The sequence below is a fragment of the Alterirhizorhabdus solaris genome (assembly GCF_007785815.1).
GTDB lineage: Bacteria > Pseudomonadota > Alphaproteobacteria > Sphingomonadales > Sphingomonadaceae > Alterirhizorhabdus > Alterirhizorhabdus solaris.
Map to the genome: position 1 here is coordinate 1 of NZ_VNIM01000093.1, position 15,887 is coordinate 15,887.

Genomic DNA, 15,887 nt, shown 5'->3' on the forward strand with positions numbered 1-15,887 from the left:
CCCCGGCGCGCCGCCCGCGACATTCAGCTTCGACGCCTTCGTGCGTCTATGGCTGGAGATCGGCGAATGTCCGGTGTGGACCTCCGCCATCGCCGCACGGCGCGATACCTTGCTGGCAACCGGCGGTTTTCCGGAAGGGCGATGCCGCCGCGGGGGCGACAAGGATCTGTGGCTGCGTCTGTCGCACGCCGGCCCGGTGACGATCGGCACCGCCGCCACCGCGACCTATTACAAGGACTCGGATAATATGGTCACCACGCGCCGACATGTGAACGAGTGCCACTGCGTGGTGCCGACCATCGACCACTGGCTGCCGGGCGCCCCGCCCGCCGGCCGCGCCCTGCTCCGGCGGCTGCGCAATCATGAGACCTATCTCTACGCCCTGCGTACCGCCAAGACCGACCGGCTGCACTACGCCAGCTGGCGCGGCTTCAGCGCGCGCCACGATCCGCTGCGCTTTCTGATGCTGGCGGTGATGACGTCTCCATTCGGTCCGTTGCTCAGCCGGCTGGCCCTGCGCCTGCGGAGCGTGCGCGGGTGAGCGGCGGGGGCCTATCTGTCGTCGCGATCGAAAAGATCAGTTCGGCCTCGTTCGTAGATGCCATCTTTGCATGCTGGCGGAACGGAGGCATCGCGATGCCGCTCGATCCACAGGCGGACGTGCCTGACGGGATCACCGTTGGTCGCCGTGTCGTCTGCGCGCCCGGCGGCGGCTGGCTCTCGCCGCGCATGACGCCGCGGCACGATGATTCGCCTGCGCAGGTCACGCTCACCTCTGGTACCACCGGGCGACCAAAACCGATCCTGCTCTCGCACCGCGCTCTGGGCGACGTGACGGACCGGCTGATCGCGGCGCAGGGCCTGACGGGCGAGGTCCGCGAATATGTCGGCGTGCCCATCACCTTCTCCTTTGGGCTTGGCCGGGTGCGCGCGGTGGCGGCGGTGCGCGGCGCATGCTTTCTGCCCGAACGGGGCTTCCGCGTGGACGAGTTGGCGGCGATGCTGACGCGAGGCGATGTGAACGCGCTCTCGGCGGTGCCGACGCTGCTTCGTCTGGCGATCGCGCAGGCGGACCGGCTTCGCGAGGCAGGTGAAAAGCTGCGCTGGCTGGAGATCGGCAGCCAGGCGATGAGCGTCGCGGAGAAGCTCGCCGTTCGCGAGATATTTCCCAACGCGCGCATCATCCAGCATTACGGACTAACGGAAGCGTCGCGCAGCACCTTCCTCGACATATCAGCGGCGGAACCGGCGGCGCTGGAGAGCGTCGGCAACCCCAACGGCGCGGTGGAGATCCGAACCACCGACGAAGGACTCGTCGCCATCCGCGGCCCTCATGTGGCGGACGGAATCGTCACGCCCGAAGGGGTCGTGCCGCTGACGGATCCTGACGGCTGGCTCGTCACTCGCGATCTTGGCCGGATCGAGGCGGGACGCTTACTGTTCGAGGGACGGGCAGATCATCTCGTCAATGTCGGCGGCATCAAGGTGCCGGGGGAACTATTCGAGGAGCGGCTGCTCGCCCGCCTTCCCGCTGATACGCCGCTGGCGGTGGCGGCTGGGCATGATCCGTTGCGCGGCGAAATCGTGATCGTCGCGCACGAAGGGGCAGAACAGCCCGGCTGGCGCACGGCGGTGGAGGAGACCGCCGCCGCCTTCGGCATCGGCGACGGCACGGCGCTGTTCATGGTGGACAGCCTTCCTCGCACCGACACCGGCAAGCTGCGCCGGCACGAGATCACCGCGCTGTTCGCCGCCGCAGCCCCACAGGCGGCAGCCCGTCAGCCGGTGCCCAAGATCGACGCAGACAGCCCGGGCGAGGGGGTACTCGCCACCTTCGCCGCCGTATTCGGCACGGCCAGGCGGGAAGAAAGCGCGAGCTTTCACGCGCTGGGTGGCGATTCGCTTAATTACGTCTCGATGCTGGTCGGGCTAGAACGCTTCGTGCGCGATCTGCCGGAGGATTGGGACACGCTCTCGATCGGCACGCTCAGCACGCTGGCGAACGAGCAGGCGCGATCCAGCACCGTCGCCGCCGCGCCGCGCCGCGTACTGCCGAAAAGCCTCGATTCGGTGCGCGGCCTTGCCTGCATCCTCATCGTGGCGCTGCATGTCGTCGGGTTGAGTCCTTGGGAAGGATTAAAGCTCGCCGACGAATCAGTCTGGCATCAGGCGATGGATGCGCTGAATCTGGTCCGCCTGCCGTTGTTCACCGCTCTCTCCGGTTTCCTGTACGGCGCGATGCCCGCGATCCGCAGCGGTTTCGGGCCGTTCATGGCGCGCAAGCTGCACCAGTTGCTGATCCCGCTGATCTTCGCCACTTTCGCCTTTTGGGCGCTGAGGAACATCGCCAAGCCGCAGGGCGACTCGCTGTTCTGGGCCTATGTCGACGGCTACCAGCACCTCTGGTTTATCGATGCGCTGCTGCTAATCTTCGCACTTGTCGCCGCAGCCGATACGCTGGCACCGGAAAAGGCGCGAAACGCCGTTATCGCGGCGGTCCTGCTCGGTGGGGTGATCGCCTATCCGCTGATCCCCAGCGTTCCGGTGCTGCACATCAAGAATGCGGTGTTCCTGCTGCCGTTCTTTGCCTGGGGGCTGTTGCTCTACCGCTTGCCCGCGCTGCTCGGCTCGCGCGGGCTGCTGGTCGTGGCGGTGATCGTCGCTGCGGCGTTGCTCGTCAGCCAGCAGCTTTCGCCGGGCCGCGAAGGATTGCTCGGCACCTATGGCTGGCTGCGCTGGGTATGCGGCGGCGCGATCGTGCTGGCGTTGCTCCGCCTGTTCCCGAAATCGGTCTGGCTGGAGCGGATCGCCGCTTATTCGTTCACCATCTACCTGTGGCACCCGGCCGCCAACGGCGCGGTGCGTGCCGTGATGATGAAGCTGGGGCTGCATGCAACGTGGCCGCTGTTCCTGATCGGGCTGGCGGCGGGAATAGCCGGGCCGATCGCGCTGCACCTCGTGATGCTACGCTTGCCCAAGGCACTGAGCCTGCCGGTAATCGGAAGGTAGGGCGGGGCCGGCCCCCGCCCTTGCGGGAGGGGTCAGCGCGCCGTCTCCGTCGACTCCATGCAGGCCGGTGACGGCGGGCGACGGAGACCGAGCAGCCGGCTGGCGATACGAACCAGCCACTTTTCCACGATTAGGTGAACGAGGATGCCGGCCACCACGCAGCCGACGATCGCAAGCACCGCTGCGAGCGACGACGGCAGCTTTACCGGGAGCTTGCGCAACACGACGACCCAGGCCGCCAGCGCGATGGGGTGGATCAGGTAAAGCGCATACGAAGAATCGCCCAGCAATAGGCCGAAACGGAAGCGGGCAAATGGTATCCGCTCCTCCGAGGCGAACGCCGCCCAGACGATCGCCAGTGCCGGTATTCCCCAGCCGATCGGGCGGAACGGCGTATAAGGCTCTGAACTCGGCGCAAGCGCGAGCCAGCCGATCGCCGCTACCACCAGCGACAGGTTCAGCCACAGCGGCGTGCGCACGCCGCGCGTCCAAGCATGCGCCAATAACATGCCGCCGACGAACTCGAGCGTGATCGGCAGCAGCAGATAGAGCGGCGCCCAACCCGGCTGATCTCCGTTGCCGCAGAACAGCACGCAACCCAACATCACACCCGCAACGATGATCGCCGAGACGAAACGGGTGAAGTGGCTGCGCAGTGGCGTGGCCAGCACCATCGCGCAGATCGCGTAGAAGTACATTTCGAAATTGAGCGTCCAGCCGGCGACGATGAGCGGAAAAGGTCGACCGTCTCCATCGAAGGTGGGTATAAAAAGGAACGAGCCGACCGTGTTCAGCACCGTCGCGGTCCCGTGCGTGACTCCCGTCCCTCCCGCCGCCAGAACGGCAAGCAGGGCAAGCGTCGTCGCCAGCCAGTATAGCGGCACGATCCGCGCCAGCCGCCGTCGCACGAAGACATGCCACGAAAGCTTTCGGCTGGTGAGATAAATCACGATGCCGCTGATCGCGAAAAAGATGTCCACCCCCGCCTGCCCCACCGGGAAGGCGTGGCCCGGATAGGCGAACTTGGCCGTATGCCGAACCAGCACCAGCATTGCCGCCAGCCCGCGCAGCAACTGAATGCTGTAGACGATGTTCGGGTTCGGTCGGGCAGCCGTCACAACGGTCTCCTTCCTGTTCATCGGCCGACCACTGGCAGGCTAAGGCGCGGGAACCAGCGGACCACCACGATCTGCAAGGCAATCGGCAACAGGGCGCCGCCCCCCACGCCGACAGCGAAGAACAGCAGATCGTTGTGCAGATCGATCCGCCGCATCACCATCTGCACCGCGTTGTTCGCCAGCGGATGCCAGAGATAAATGGCGTACGAATAGCCGGCAATCCGTTCCAGCGGGGTGAACCGCGGGAACAGGTGGATCAGCACTACGATCGCCGCACAGCCGGCGAACCACGGCAGCACCCCTGCGAACGAGAGCGATTCCGGCGCGCGCAGGATCGCCCAGTCGCCCGTGATCCCGATACCGTTCATCGACAGCTGCTGGATCAGCAATGCCCCCGCCAGCACCACCGCCGCCACGCCAAGCGTGATCCGACTGCCAAGCAGTTCCGGCCGTCGATAGAGCAGGACGCCCCAGACGAAGAAGGGAAGCATGAACAGCGTATTGGTGAAGTGGAACAGCTCTACGCCCGGCAACAGCAGGCACGCGGTCACCCCGCCGGCCAGCAGTACCAGCAGGCCGCGCGCGCCGGGCTTCAACCATACGTCGATCAGGCCAACGATCGCGAAAATCGTTACCAATGTCTCCAGATACCAGAGATGTCGGTATCCGCCGAGAAAGGCCCAGGCGATGCTTTCGTCGCGCCCGTCGCTCAACCGCCGCAGCACGAGATAGACGATCGTGGCGAATACCATCGGGATCAGCAGCTGCTTGGCCTTGCGCCCGATGAACCGCCCGAAACCATCGCGCGACGCCGGCATCGCACCGTAAATATATCCGGCAAGCGCAGTGAACAGCGGCAGCCTCACCATCGCGAAGCTGTTCATTACATAATGCCAGTGTGAATCGAGCGCCACGCGCATCCCGTCGTCCGGCGCCATGCCGACGAAATGGAAGGCGACGATCAGCAGGCAGGCAAAACCGCGTACCGTATCGACCCTGGACAGCAGGCGGCGACCGGTGCGTGGGCCGGCTGTCGCTTTTCCCTGCCCAGACGCCAGCGTCACCAGCGAACCGATCGAGCGGCTGTCCCAATCGTCCGGCAGATTCGGGATCGCCGTTTCGAGCGCCAGCGCGGTGTTAACGTAGCCGAGCGAGTCCCCACCGAGTGAGCGGAAGGTCGCCTCCTCTTCCCGCCCTGCCTCGCCAAAGGCGCGCGTGAAAGCGGCGATCACAGCCTCCCCGCCTTCTTCCGTCGCCACCACGGCAGCGGCTGCCGAGGGACACAGTGCCGATTTCAACACCGCATAATCGATCTTGCCCGAAGCCATGACCGGATAATCGGTGACGGCCCGGACCTCCAGGTAGTCGGGCGGCAGTTTCAGCCGCGCCTGCAACAGCGTCGCGATCGAGGGCGCCGCAGCGGCATCGCGGGTAACGACGAGCAGTTTGTCGTCGATGCCAGTCGCGATGGCCTCATGCCCTCCGGCGCCCAGCAGCCGCTCCACGTCGTCCAGCCCGATGCGGTTGCCGAAAATCTTGATGAAACGGTTGAGGCGGCCGGTGATCTGCCACAGGCCGTCCGCCCGCCGCCGCGCCAGATCGCCTGTCGCAAGCTGAGGTGGCCCGGCAGACAACGCAACGTCTGCGGAGGCGAAGGCATAGCCCATCATCACGTTCGGGCCTTCGTAGATCAGTTCGCCGTCGACATCGGGGGCCTCGATCGGCAGCCCCTCACCATCCGCCAGCGAGAAGCGCCCTCCGGGAATCGCCAGGCCGATGCAGTCGGGGTTGGCCGCCAGTCTCTCGGGCGGCATATAGGCCATCCGCGCGGTCGCCTCGGTCTGGCCGTACATCACGAAAAACCGCCAGCCACGCGCATCTGCGAGGGCGGCATAGCGTTCCGCTAGACGCGGCGGCAATCGCCCACCGGCCTGAGTGAAGTAGCGCAGCGTGGCAGGCGCGCGCCTGCCCAGATCGGCGCGTTCGAGCAGATCGTATGTGTGCGGCACGCCTGCGAAGCTGGTGGCGCCGTGGCGGGCGCAGAAATCCCAGAACCCCGGCTCGATCACCGATCGTGCGGTAAACAGCAGCGCCGCGCCCGCCATCAGGTGGCTGTTCACGATCGACAGGCCGTATGAATAATGCGTCGGCAGGTTGACCACGCCCCGCTCATCGGCCGCGAGACCGAGATACGCGCCGATCGCCGCCGCGTTTGCCGCCAGGTTCGCCGCGGACAGGCGCACGCACTTCGCGCTGCCGGTGGAGCCAGAGGTGGACAGCATGAGCGCGAGATCGGGATGCGGTGTCTCTCCGTCGTCGTGCCCGGTGCATTCCGGCATATAGCCGCCGGCCGCCGTCAACCGCGTTGCCGGGGCGAAGGCCGCTTCCAGCGCCGTCGCGGCGGCCGGATTGCCGCCGGGCGCGATCAGCATCGGCCGGCGGGCGATCAGGCAGGCGACGTAGGCTATCAGCCAGGCGCAGTCGTTGCCCCCTTCCAGCAGGACCAGCCCCGTACCACCCGCAAGCATATCCGCCCGCGCATGCGCTGCGAGGCGCAGCTCCGCATATGTGAGGCGTCGATCATCATCGTCGATCGCGGCCAGCGCCTCCGCAGGCGCGGCGAGCACCGCCTCGACCAGATCAAGTCCCCGCGCCCTGTCCCCCATCATGTCCGGTCTCCGAGCGCCTGGCCGGTCAGGCCTGTGATGCAGCGCAGCAAACTCCTTGCACGAGATTGCGAAACGGTTCCAGCACAGGCAACCTAAACGACCCGCTAACTTACACCTGAAACGGGACGTCCACCGCCGGCAGGCAAAAGGGTGGCAACGCAGAGGCCGGGCGGCCCGCGAAACCCACACCTACCGAAGGGCGCAAATCCCATGGCAACCACCTACGTCTCCCCCATCGGTTCCGGCGACAAGAGCGGCTCCAGCTGGGCCAACGCCGCGGCGATCGGCGGCATCGATGCCATGATGAAGAAGGCCGGCGCGGGCGGCACCGTGCTGCTGGCGGCGGATCAGGGCAGCTACAAGGTCACCGCGCCGATCAGCATCACCGCCAGCGGCGTCACCGTAAGCGGTGCGAACCGCGACGGCAGCGTGGGCGAGGCCACGTTTGAGGGCACCCGCCCGGTCAACTGGGTGAAGGACGCGGCGGCGGGCAACGAACTGTTCCGTATCCAGAAGGGCGCCGACGACCTGACCTTCCAGAACCTGCAGATTAACAATACCGGCACCGCGATCCGCGTCGGCGGAGACGTGAAGAACCTGACGATCAAGCACGTCGATGCCGAGAACGTGCAGCGTTTCCTCGAAGATTACGCATCCGGCACCAGCAAGACCGCGACGATCACCGGGCTGACCGTGCAGGATGTGGATGTCGCAGGCTACTCCAAACAGGCAATCCGCCTGCAGTATGACACCAGCAAGGTGCTGATCGAGGATGTGCGCGGAGACAGCCGGTTCCAGACCGGGGACAGTTTCGCCATGGGCGTGCATCTGGAAGACACCGTCCACGACGTGACCTTCCGCCGCGTGGCGATGGAGAACAACGCGACCGTCGACGGCACCGGCAGCGATTACTGGCAGGGCGACGGTTTCTCGGCGGAACGCGGCACCTACAACATCAGCTTCATCGATACCGTCTCGCGCGGCAACACGGATGCGGGCTACGACATCAAGTCGAACAACGTCACCTTCCTGCGCGCGCTGGCCGAGAACAACGGTCGCAACTACCGTATCTGGGGCGATAACGTTACCATCGACAGCTCGGTTGGCCTCGATCCGCACAAGCGCGGCGGCATCAGCACGCAGACGCAGCTGTGGGTCAATTCGGGCGCGGAGAACGTCAAGGTCGTCAACAGCAAGTTCTCCGATTCGGGGCTTGGCACCAAGGCCGTCGTCAACGGCGGCGATGTGACCTTCGTGAACACCCGGATCACGGTGGCGGACGGGGCGGCCGCCCTCCTCGGCACGAAGCCGGCCGGCTATATTGTAGCCGAAGTGGTGAAGACCGTCGCGACGGGCCTTTTCTCCGGCATCGCCGCTTATTCGAACGGTGCGAAGATCCTGGAAGCCGCGATTCCGACGACGGTCAGCGTACCGGCCAATGCAGCGCCGACCCTCGTGGGGGCGGCATCCCTCGCCGCGATCAGCGCCGCCAGCGCCTCGGGCGACTGGGTGAAGGTGGCGATGGGCACGTCGTCGGAAACGATCGCCGCCACCTCGAAAGCCGAGATGTTCCTGATCGATCAGTCCGCCGTCACCGGCGCCGACGTGATAAAGGGTTTCGGCCCTAACGACTTCGTGGTGTTCGCCCAGGCGCTGGGGGATACCAACAAGGACGGCATGACCACGTTCGGCAAGGACGGCCTGCTCAATTTCGCCAACGGCGGCTCGCTGTCCTTCAACAAATCGGTCGATGGCCTGCGCTATATCGGCCAGACCGACGAGGGCTATGTCTACGGCAACACGGCTGTCTGGAAGGCCGGCTCGGTTCTGCCCGACGCCAAGGAGACGGCCGCATACGTCTCGACCGCGGCGCACGAAAGCTACACGGCGACCAACGCGCGCGAGACATTCTTCTTCGACAACGCGCGCTTAGGCACCGGGACGGACGTGATCCGCGGCTTCGGATCGGACGACGTGATCGTCACCAGCAAGGCCTTTGCCGATGGCAACAAGGACGGGCTGATTACCGCCGGCAATGGTGCCTACGGCCTCGGCAACGGTTCGGCGGCGATCAAGCTTCCGGAGGTCGGCGCCAAGACCGGCCTGCGTTATCTCGGGCAGACCGAGGAGGGGTTCCTGTACGGCGATACGACGGTGCGGCCGACCGGCGCGCTGGAGAGCAAGCTGGGCGCGAACGATACGCTGAGCGGCGGCAAGGCCGATACCGCCACCGACAGGTTCTTCTTCGACACCTCGCTCGACCGCGGCCTCGGCATGGACAAGGTGATGAACTTCGGCGCGAAGGACGTGATCGCGACGACCGATAATCTCGGCACGGGCGTCGCCGGAAGCAAATTATATGCGACCGGCGGGGTGTTCTCGCTCGGCCATGACGGACTCGATCTCGGCGGCTTCTCCGTCAACGACACGGCCGGCACGTCGGTCACGACCTTGGAGTTCGACGGGGAGAAGGTGGTGAACGGCACCCACTATTTCATCTACAGCGCGGCAGGGTCGGCCATCGGCATAGACGCGATCGGCTGATCCGCCGCACCGCAACAAAATGAAGGCCACGCCATCGTCTGGCGCGGCCTTTTGCTCTATCGTGCCCCGATACGCCACACAGGGGCACTGCATGAACGACGTGACGGTAATCAGCGCCTTCCATAACCGCGCCGATGCGGTGGACATGTCGGTCGGCTCGCTGGCGGCGCAGGACTATCCGGCCTTCCGCGCGATCGTGGTGGATGACGAATCGCGCGACGGGACATGGGATGCGCTGCAACGCTGGGCGTCGCCGCGCATCGAGGTGCGGCGGCAGAAGAACCGGGGCTTCACCGCCACGATGATCGCGCTGTGCGCCGAGGCGGAGACCGAGTTCGTGGCGCTGCACGGCGCCGGTGACGAGAGCCTGCCTGCCCGTCTTTCCGCGCAGGTGGCCTTTCTGCGCGCGCATCCGCAAGTGGTGGCGGTGGGCTGCGGGATCGAGAACGTCGATATCGTCAGCGACCGCCGGTGGAACGTCCGCCCCCCCGAGGCGATCCGGCGCGGGCCGATCGTCGGCGCGTTCGGCATCAGCCACGGCGAGGTGATGTTCCGGCGCGAGGCCTATCTGCGCGCCGGCGGCTACCGCCCTGCCTTCACCGTGGGCCAGGCGAGCGACCTGTTCCGCCGCATGAGCCGGCTGGGCGATTTCGGCTATGTCGAGGATGTCCTCTCCCGCCGCCACCTGCGGCTGGACGGCGTCAGCGCGAAGATCGACAAGGTCGCGGAGCGATCCGTGCTGGCCGCGATCAGCACCGCCGTCCACCGCCGTGCCATCGCCGCGAATGACGCGAACATGCCGGTGCTGCGCGACGACCTCGACCGATTCGGCCTGCTGCTGCCCTATATCGCCCCGCCCGACAGGGGCGTGGCGCGCAGCCTGGCGCAGGCATCGACGCTCTACTGGGCGGCGGGCGATACGACCGTCGCGCGCCGTCTGGCCCGCCGCTCGCTGGCCGAGGCGTGGACGCTGCGCGGCTGGCTGGCGCGGGTGGGTACGCTGGCCGGAGTCGGCCCGCTTCGCGCGCCGCTGACGGCGTTCGCGCGGAAACTGTCGCGCGGCAAAGGCGAGTTCTCGTGGGACAGGCTGGCGAACACGGCGAAAAAGGCCTGATCGCGGCGTTCGCAGGTGCAGCAAAAAGTTGCCCTCGGCCAGACTATGAGGCATAGCCCCGGCGGGGGGACTTTTATGTCCATATCGGATGCGACGAAAACGACGGGCAGCCGCATGCCGGCGATGTTCTGTTTTCTCCTGCTGTCGGCGATGAATATCGCGCTGGCATATCCCGGCGTGATGACACGCGACAGTTTTCGCCAGTTCGGCGAGGCGCGCAGCGGTCTTCTGTCGGACTGGCATCCGCCGATCATGGCCTGGCTCTGGCGGCAGACGATGCCGCTGTTCGATTCGGGCGCGCAGTTCCTGATCTTGCATTGCCTGCTTTACTGGGGCGCGATCGTGCTGATCGCCCATATCCTTCATGTCCATCGTGGCGGGAAATGGGGGCTGGGCATGCTCCTCGTCGGCCTGCTGCCGCCGTTCGTGGTGATGACCATGTTCGTGTGGAAGGATACGGGCATGGCGGTCGCCCTGCTGGCCGCGTTCGCGCTGATCCTGCACGGCAAGCTGTCCGCCCGCAGGCATGTTCCCACGATGATCGCGGCGGGCGTTCTGCTCGCCTATGCCGTGCTGGTGCGGGCGAACGGCATCTTCGCCGCGGCCCCGCTCCTCGTCTGGATGCTGTCGTCGATCCGCACCCGGCCATGGCGACTTGTTCTGGCCTGCGTGGTGCTGATCCCGGTCGGGATCGGCATGTCCGCCATCGTCAACCATCAGGTGCTGAACGCGCGCAGTTCCAAGGCGTACAACTCGATCAAGGTCTATGACGTGGCGGGCGTGGCCTGGATCAGCCGCGATGTCTCCGCCTACCCCGTCCGTCCACCGCTTGCGCTGATCGACCGCTGCTACTCGAAAGAGCAGTGGGACTGGATCGGTCGCGGCGTGTGCGGCGATCTGCTGACACGTCGCCTCAAGGGCATCGGGCCGTGGGTAAGAAGCGTGACGGCGCACCCCCTCGCCTACGCCGGCCACCGCCTGCTGCATTTCAACGAGGAGATGTTCCTCTGGGTGCCGTACACCGCCTTCCGCTACCGCGATACGGGTGGCGATCCGCTGGCCGGTGTGGTGGAGCAGCCGCCTCTGGAGGACGGGATCATCGCGGCGCACGGGCGTCTCGCGTCCTTCCCGTTGTTCGCGCCCGCGCTTTATGTGGTGCTGGCATGCGGAATGCTTGCCGCCGGGCTGCGCCGCTGGCCTTCCGCGACGCCGTTCACCCGTGCCGGCATCGCCCTGCTCGTCGCTTCGCTGCTGTATGCCGGCGGCTTCCTCATCATCGGAGTAGCCAATATGTGGCGCTACCAGTTCTTCCCCGAAATCGGTGCGCTGGCCGGTGGCCTGCTGATCGCCGCCGATCAGGATTATCGCCGCGGCCTGCCCGCGATCGAACGCGCCACGCTGGCAGCGGGCGCGATCGTCCTGACGGTGGCGACCGTCGCGCGCTTCGTGCTCGTGGCGCCGGCCACCCGGTTCGTCGCATGAGCCGGGACATGTCCGCGCCGCGCATCGCCGTGCTGCTGCCCTGCTACAACGAAGCGGCGGCGATCGCGCAGACCGTCGCCGGCTTCCGCGCGGCGCTGCCCGAGGCGGCGATCTACGTCTACGACAACAACAGCCATGACGATACCGTCGCCGTCGCCCGGGCCGCCGGCGCGATCGTCCGGCATGAGCGGATCCAGGGCAAGGGCGCGGTCGTGCGCCGGATGTTCGCCGATGTGGACACCGATATCTACGTGATGGCCGATGGCGACGCCACCTACGACGCCCCCTCCGCCCGCGCGCTGATCGACCGGCTGCTCGACGAACAGCTCGACATGGTGGTCGGCGCGCGGGTCAGCCAGATCGAACTGGCCTACCGCCGCGGCCACCGGTTCGGCAACGCGCTGCTGACGGGGATGCTGGCACGCCTGTTCGGCCGCAGCTTTACCGATATCCTGTCGGGCTACCGCATCTTCTCGCGCCGTTTCGTCAAAAGCTTCCCGTCGCTCTCCGCCGGGTTCGAGATCGAAACCGAGATCAGCGTTCACGCACTGGAACTGAAGATGCCCTGTGCCGAGATGTCCACGCCTTATTATGCGCGGCCGGAGGGGTCGATCTCCAAGCTCAGCACCTATTCCGACGGGTGGCGCATCCTGTCGACCATCCTCTCGCTCTACCGGATCGAGCGGCCGGTGCTCTATTTCGGCGTGGTGGCGGGGCTGCTCGGCCTGCTCGCGGTGATCCTCGCGGTGCCGCTGGCGATCACCTACGCCGGAACGGGGCTGGTGCCGCGGATGCCCACGGCCGTGCTCGTCACGGGCCTCGTCATCCTCGCCGCGCTGAACCTGTTCGCTGGGCTGATCCTCGATACGGTGGTGCGCGGGCGGCGGGAGCTCCGCCGCCTCGCCTACCTCTCCCTGCCCGCGCCCAACCGCTGAGCGATGCGCTTGGCAGGGCCGGGCAGCGCCTTCACCGCCATCGTCAGGTCGCCCGGTTGCGGCAGCAGCATCTCGCGCAGGGGAATGCCGGTCAGCCGCGAATAGAGCAGGACATAGCCCACCGTCGCCACCAGATAGCCAACGCTGGAGGCGAACGCCGCGCCGATCGCACCGTAGCGGTCGATCAGCAGCCAGCCCAGCACCACGTTCAGTACCAGCACCGGCAGCATGATGAGCATCGACGCCCACGGCTTGCCGCGCCCGGCCATGTCGGTGTTCAGCACCTTGAACACGATGAAGGCGACGATGCCCGGCAGCAGCGCCACGCAGATATCGGCGCTATTAGCGAAGCGCGCGCCGTAGAGCAGCGGGAACAGGAACTCCGCCGCGAGCCCGATGCCGACGGACAACAGCACCGCCGCCACGAACGAGAAGCGCGCCAGCAGCAGCACCTTGCGCGAGAATACCAGCGAATCCCGCGCGTTCACCCCGCGCGACAGCAACAGCGAGCCGAGCACCGTCGGGATCTCCCAGACCAGCTCGGCGATCGCCATCGCCTGCGCGTAGAGGCCGACCTCGGCCAGCGTGCTCTCGCGCGCCAGCAGCAGGATCATCACCCGGTAGTTCAGCGTCAGGATCACCAGGGCCGCGGCATAGGACAGGCCGCGGCGTTGCAGGCGCGAGGCGACCTCGCGGTCGAAGCCCAGTCGCAGCGGTGATTCGCTACCGAGCAGGTAGAGCGCGTAGACCGAACTGACGATTCCCCCGCCCACCGTCGCGATCAGGGCGCCCTTAACCCCCGCGCCGGCCCAGCCGACGAGGATCACGACCAGCAGCAGCGTGGCGAAGGCCGGGCGCCAGCTCGTCTTGCGGAATTCGCCAATCCGCTGACGCCCAAGAAAGACTCCGCTGGCGTAGCTCGCGCAGAGCAGCAGCGGGATCGGGGCGACAGCGAGCAGGCGGAGCGTCCAGTCGCCCTCGGCGATATGCGCGAATTCGAAATAGCCAATCGACAACACCATCGCGATGATGCTCGCGATCGGCACCATCGTCAGCAGCGTGGGTTGCAACCGGTGCAGCGGGAAGATGTCCCTGCCGAGGTGGAAGGCGGTCGACTGCCGCATGCCCATTTCCGCGATGTTGACCGAAAGCTGCTGCGGCACAGTCAGCGCGCTCACCAGACCGCGACCGGCCGGGCCGAGGAGGCGGGCCATGATGAGAGTCGATACGAACTGCGCCGCGCGTACCGCGACGCGACTCGTGACCACACCCATCGCATCCCTTACGAAGCCCCGCGATGCGGTGGGCTTGCCTGCCGTCTGCTCTTTTGCCGCCGCGGCGGGGGCGGGCGGGCCGGTGCCCGCCTTTCCGGCGGGATCTCTCAAGTCGTTCGTCATTCCCCGTCGTAGCGCGTCTACCGCCCCTTGACAGCTGCTATTCTCCCGCTGGCAATCGTTATTGGTTGCATCCCTTTTTTTAGCCTTCCGTCCCAAATTGGCATTTTAACCTTTCTATCAACCTTGACGATCCGTTAATATTACATCAATCAGAGCGAAGAGTGTTCGTGTTGGACGCTCCTGCCGCATCTTGTGGCGGTGTGTAAAAAAGGGCTTGGCATCATGGCGTTCGGCAATAACAGCACCCTCATCAGTTCGGCTACGGTGACGAACATCGAAGCAAACGGTACTTCGAACGAAACCTTCTTCGGCCAGGACGGCCGTGCAGACGCGTTCGTCATTGCTGATGGCACTGTGGGTGATGACGCCATCACTAACTTTGACGTCAACGACACGATCATCACCGGCAAGAAGATCTTCGACGGCAACAACGATGGCTACATTGACTTCGGCCCGAACAACGTTCTCGATGTTGATCGTACCGGTTCGGGCGTCGGGCGCGCTGGCGAGGATCAGATTTCGGTTTCCGGCAACGGCGCCGATTTCGTGACCACGATCCGTTATCTCGGCACCAAGGACGGCGGTTTCGCCTATGGCGCGGCCGACGTTCGTGACAACTTCCTCGGTCACTTCACCAAGGGTTTCGACAACGCGGCGGGTTCCACCGGCGGCGACGCCTCGGTGTCGGGCTTCGCGTTCAAGTACGACAACCAGGTCGCTGACACGACCTATGACTTTGGCAAGGGCCAGTCGGTCCTGCTGCTCGACAACGCGACCGGCCTGAACTTCGGTGGCGACACGATCACCAAGTTTGGTAACGACGATCTGCTCGTCACCACCAGCAAGCTCTATGACAGCGACAACAGCGGTGTCGTCACCTTCGGCAAGAACCTCGTGCTCGACATCTCGGGTTCGGAAGGTCCGCTCGCATCCGATCCGGCCGGTGGCCCGGGCGGTCAGCTCGATCTCGGCGCGACCCGTGCCAAGTCGGGCCTGACCTTCCTCGGCGAAAAGACGATCGAAGACTCGACCTACTACTACTACGGGACGTCCCACTCGACGGTTGATCTCTCCTTCGCGTAACATAGCTTACGGTAGATCGAAGTGGAAGCCCACCCTCGAAGAGGGTGGGCTTTTCGTTGTTCTTTCGTCGTCGATTTATATGAACTAGAGCGGTTTCCGCGCCTTCTGAATCGTTGAGGATTCATACGAGTGCGGTTTTCTGATTCAGGCGTTGTGCCGGGTCGAGGAGGCCGGCATGGATGCCACGAGTGCTGTCACAGGACCTTCGAGAGCGGGTGGTCGCCGCGGTTGATGCCGGGATATCGTGCCGGGCCGCGGCAGCGCGGTTCGGGGTGAGCGCGGCGAGTGCGATCCGCTGGCGGCAGTTGGTCGTTCGGAACGGCACGCCGGCTGCCAAACCGCAGGGTGGCGACCGCCGTGCGGCCAGGATCGATGCGCATGCAGCCTTCATCCTGGGTGCGATCGAGGTGAAGGACGACATCACGCTGGTCGAGTTGCAGGCGCTGCTTGCCGGGCGCGGTACGCCGGTCGGGATCGGCACGCTGTGGCGGTTCTTCGACCGGCACCGGATCACGCGCAAAAAAAGACCGCGCACG

General features: G+C 65.8%; 10 protein-coding genes and 1 pseudogene. 8 read left to right on the forward strand and 3 right to left on the reverse strand.

The features are described from left to right. Positions 1-541 (forward strand): annotated as a pseudogene (locus FOY91_RS21780) (hypothetical protein); the annotation flags it as partial. Between the two features lie 95 nt (positions 542-636). Further along, the gene (locus tag FOY91_RS17240) at positions 637-3,009 is read left to right on the forward strand and encodes an acyltransferase family protein (protein ID WP_145154610.1); all 2,373 of its coding nucleotides are present in this window, start codon (positions 637-639) and stop codon (positions 3,007-3,009) included. A gap of 32 nt (positions 3,010-3,041) precedes the next feature. On the opposite strand, the gene FOY91_RS17245 is transcribed toward FOY91_RS17240, so the two are convergent. Then, positions 3,042-4,127, reverse strand: a complete 1,086-nt coding sequence (locus FOY91_RS17245) for an acyltransferase family protein (protein ID WP_162527263.1) — start codon at positions 4,125-4,127, stop codon at positions 3,042-3,044. Between the two features lie 17 nt (positions 4,128-4,144). Continuing rightward, positions 4,145-6,796, reverse strand: coding sequence for an AMP-binding protein (locus FOY91_RS17250; protein ID WP_145154614.1), 2,652 nt, complete (start codon positions 6,794-6,796; stop codon positions 4,145-4,147). Positions 6,797-7,006: 210 nt separating this feature from the next. Between FOY91_RS17250 and FOY91_RS17255 the strand changes: the two genes are divergently transcribed. The 4 genes from FOY91_RS17255 to FOY91_RS17270 all read left to right on the forward strand — a co-directional run bounded on the left by FOY91_RS17255 (position 7,007) and on the right by FOY91_RS17270 (position 12,871). After that, a complete protein-coding gene (locus FOY91_RS17255) occupies positions 7,007-9,340 on the forward strand; it encodes a hypothetical protein (protein ID WP_145154616.1) in 2,334 nt (777 codons plus the stop codon). Between the two features lie 91 nt (positions 9,341-9,431). After that, the gene (locus FOY91_RS17260; protein WP_162527264.1) at positions 9,432-10,454 is read left to right on the forward strand and encodes a glycosyltransferase family 2 protein; all 1,023 of its coding nucleotides are present in this window, start codon (positions 9,432-9,434) and stop codon (positions 10,452-10,454) included. A gap of 75 nt (positions 10,455-10,529) precedes the next feature. After that, a complete protein-coding gene (locus tag FOY91_RS17265; RefSeq protein ID WP_145154619.1) occupies positions 10,530-11,936 on the forward strand; it encodes a hypothetical protein in 1,407 nt (468 codons plus the stop codon). An 8-nt stretch (positions 11,937-11,944) separates the two neighbouring features. Beyond that, positions 11,945-12,871: a glycosyltransferase family 2 protein gene (locus FOY91_RS17270; RefSeq protein ID WP_238995768.1), complete on the forward strand. Its 927-nt coding sequence runs from the start codon at positions 11,945-11,947 to the stop codon at positions 12,869-12,871. Here the strand turns inward: FOY91_RS17270 and FOY91_RS17275 are convergent. Further along, entirely contained in the window at positions 12,841-14,145 is a 1,305-nt protein-coding gene (locus tag FOY91_RS17275) for an oligosaccharide flippase family protein (RefSeq protein WP_162527265.1), read from the reverse strand. The genes FOY91_RS17270 and FOY91_RS17275 overlap by 31 nt on opposite strands. A 345-nt stretch (positions 14,146-14,490) precedes the next feature. Here FOY91_RS17275 and FOY91_RS17280 point away from each other — a divergent pair, with 345 nt between their 5' ends. Continuing rightward, positions 14,491-15,351 (forward strand): hypothetical protein, encoded by an 861-nt coding sequence (locus tag FOY91_RS17280; RefSeq protein ID WP_145154625.1) that lies wholly within the window; start codon positions 14,491-14,493, stop codon positions 15,349-15,351. A 179-nt stretch (positions 15,352-15,530) separates the two neighbouring features. Continuing rightward, the coding region (locus FOY91_RS17285; RefSeq protein WP_203234620.1) for a helix-turn-helix domain-containing protein at positions 15,531-15,887 on the forward strand (357 nt) is incomplete at its 3' end.

What these genes read in the sequence shown, in the direction of transcription:
- FOY91_RS17275 (WP_162527265.1), bottom strand. Translation starts at nt 14,145, where the DNA reads ATGGGTGTGGTCACGAGTCGCGTCGCGGTACGCGCGGCGCAGTTCGTA.
- FOY91_RS17265 (WP_145154619.1), top strand. Translation starts at nt 10,530, where the DNA reads ATGTCCATATCGGATGCGACGAAAACGACGGGCAGCCGCATGCCGGCG.
- FOY91_RS17280 (WP_145154625.1), top strand. Translation starts at nt 14,491, where the DNA reads ATGGCGTTCGGCAATAACAGCACCCTCATCAGTTCGGCTACGGTGACG.
- FOY91_RS17255 (WP_145154616.1), top strand. Translation starts at nt 7,007, where the DNA reads ATGGCAACCACCTACGTCTCCCCCATCGGTTCCGGCGACAAGAGCGGC.
- FOY91_RS17270 (WP_238995768.1), top strand. Translation starts at nt 11,945, where the DNA reads ATGTCCGCGCCGCGCATCGCCGTGCTGCTGCCCTGCTACAACGAAGCG.
- FOY91_RS17240 (WP_145154610.1), top strand. Translation starts at nt 637, where the DNA reads ATGCCGCTCGATCCACAGGCGGACGTGCCTGACGGGATCACCGTTGGT.
- FOY91_RS17260 (WP_162527264.1), top strand. Translation starts at nt 9,432, where the DNA reads ATGAACGACGTGACGGTAATCAGCGCCTTCCATAACCGCGCCGATGCG.
- FOY91_RS17250 (WP_145154614.1), bottom strand. Translation starts at nt 6,796, where the DNA reads ATGATGGGGGACAGGGCGCGGGGACTTGATCTGGTCGAGGCGGTGCTC.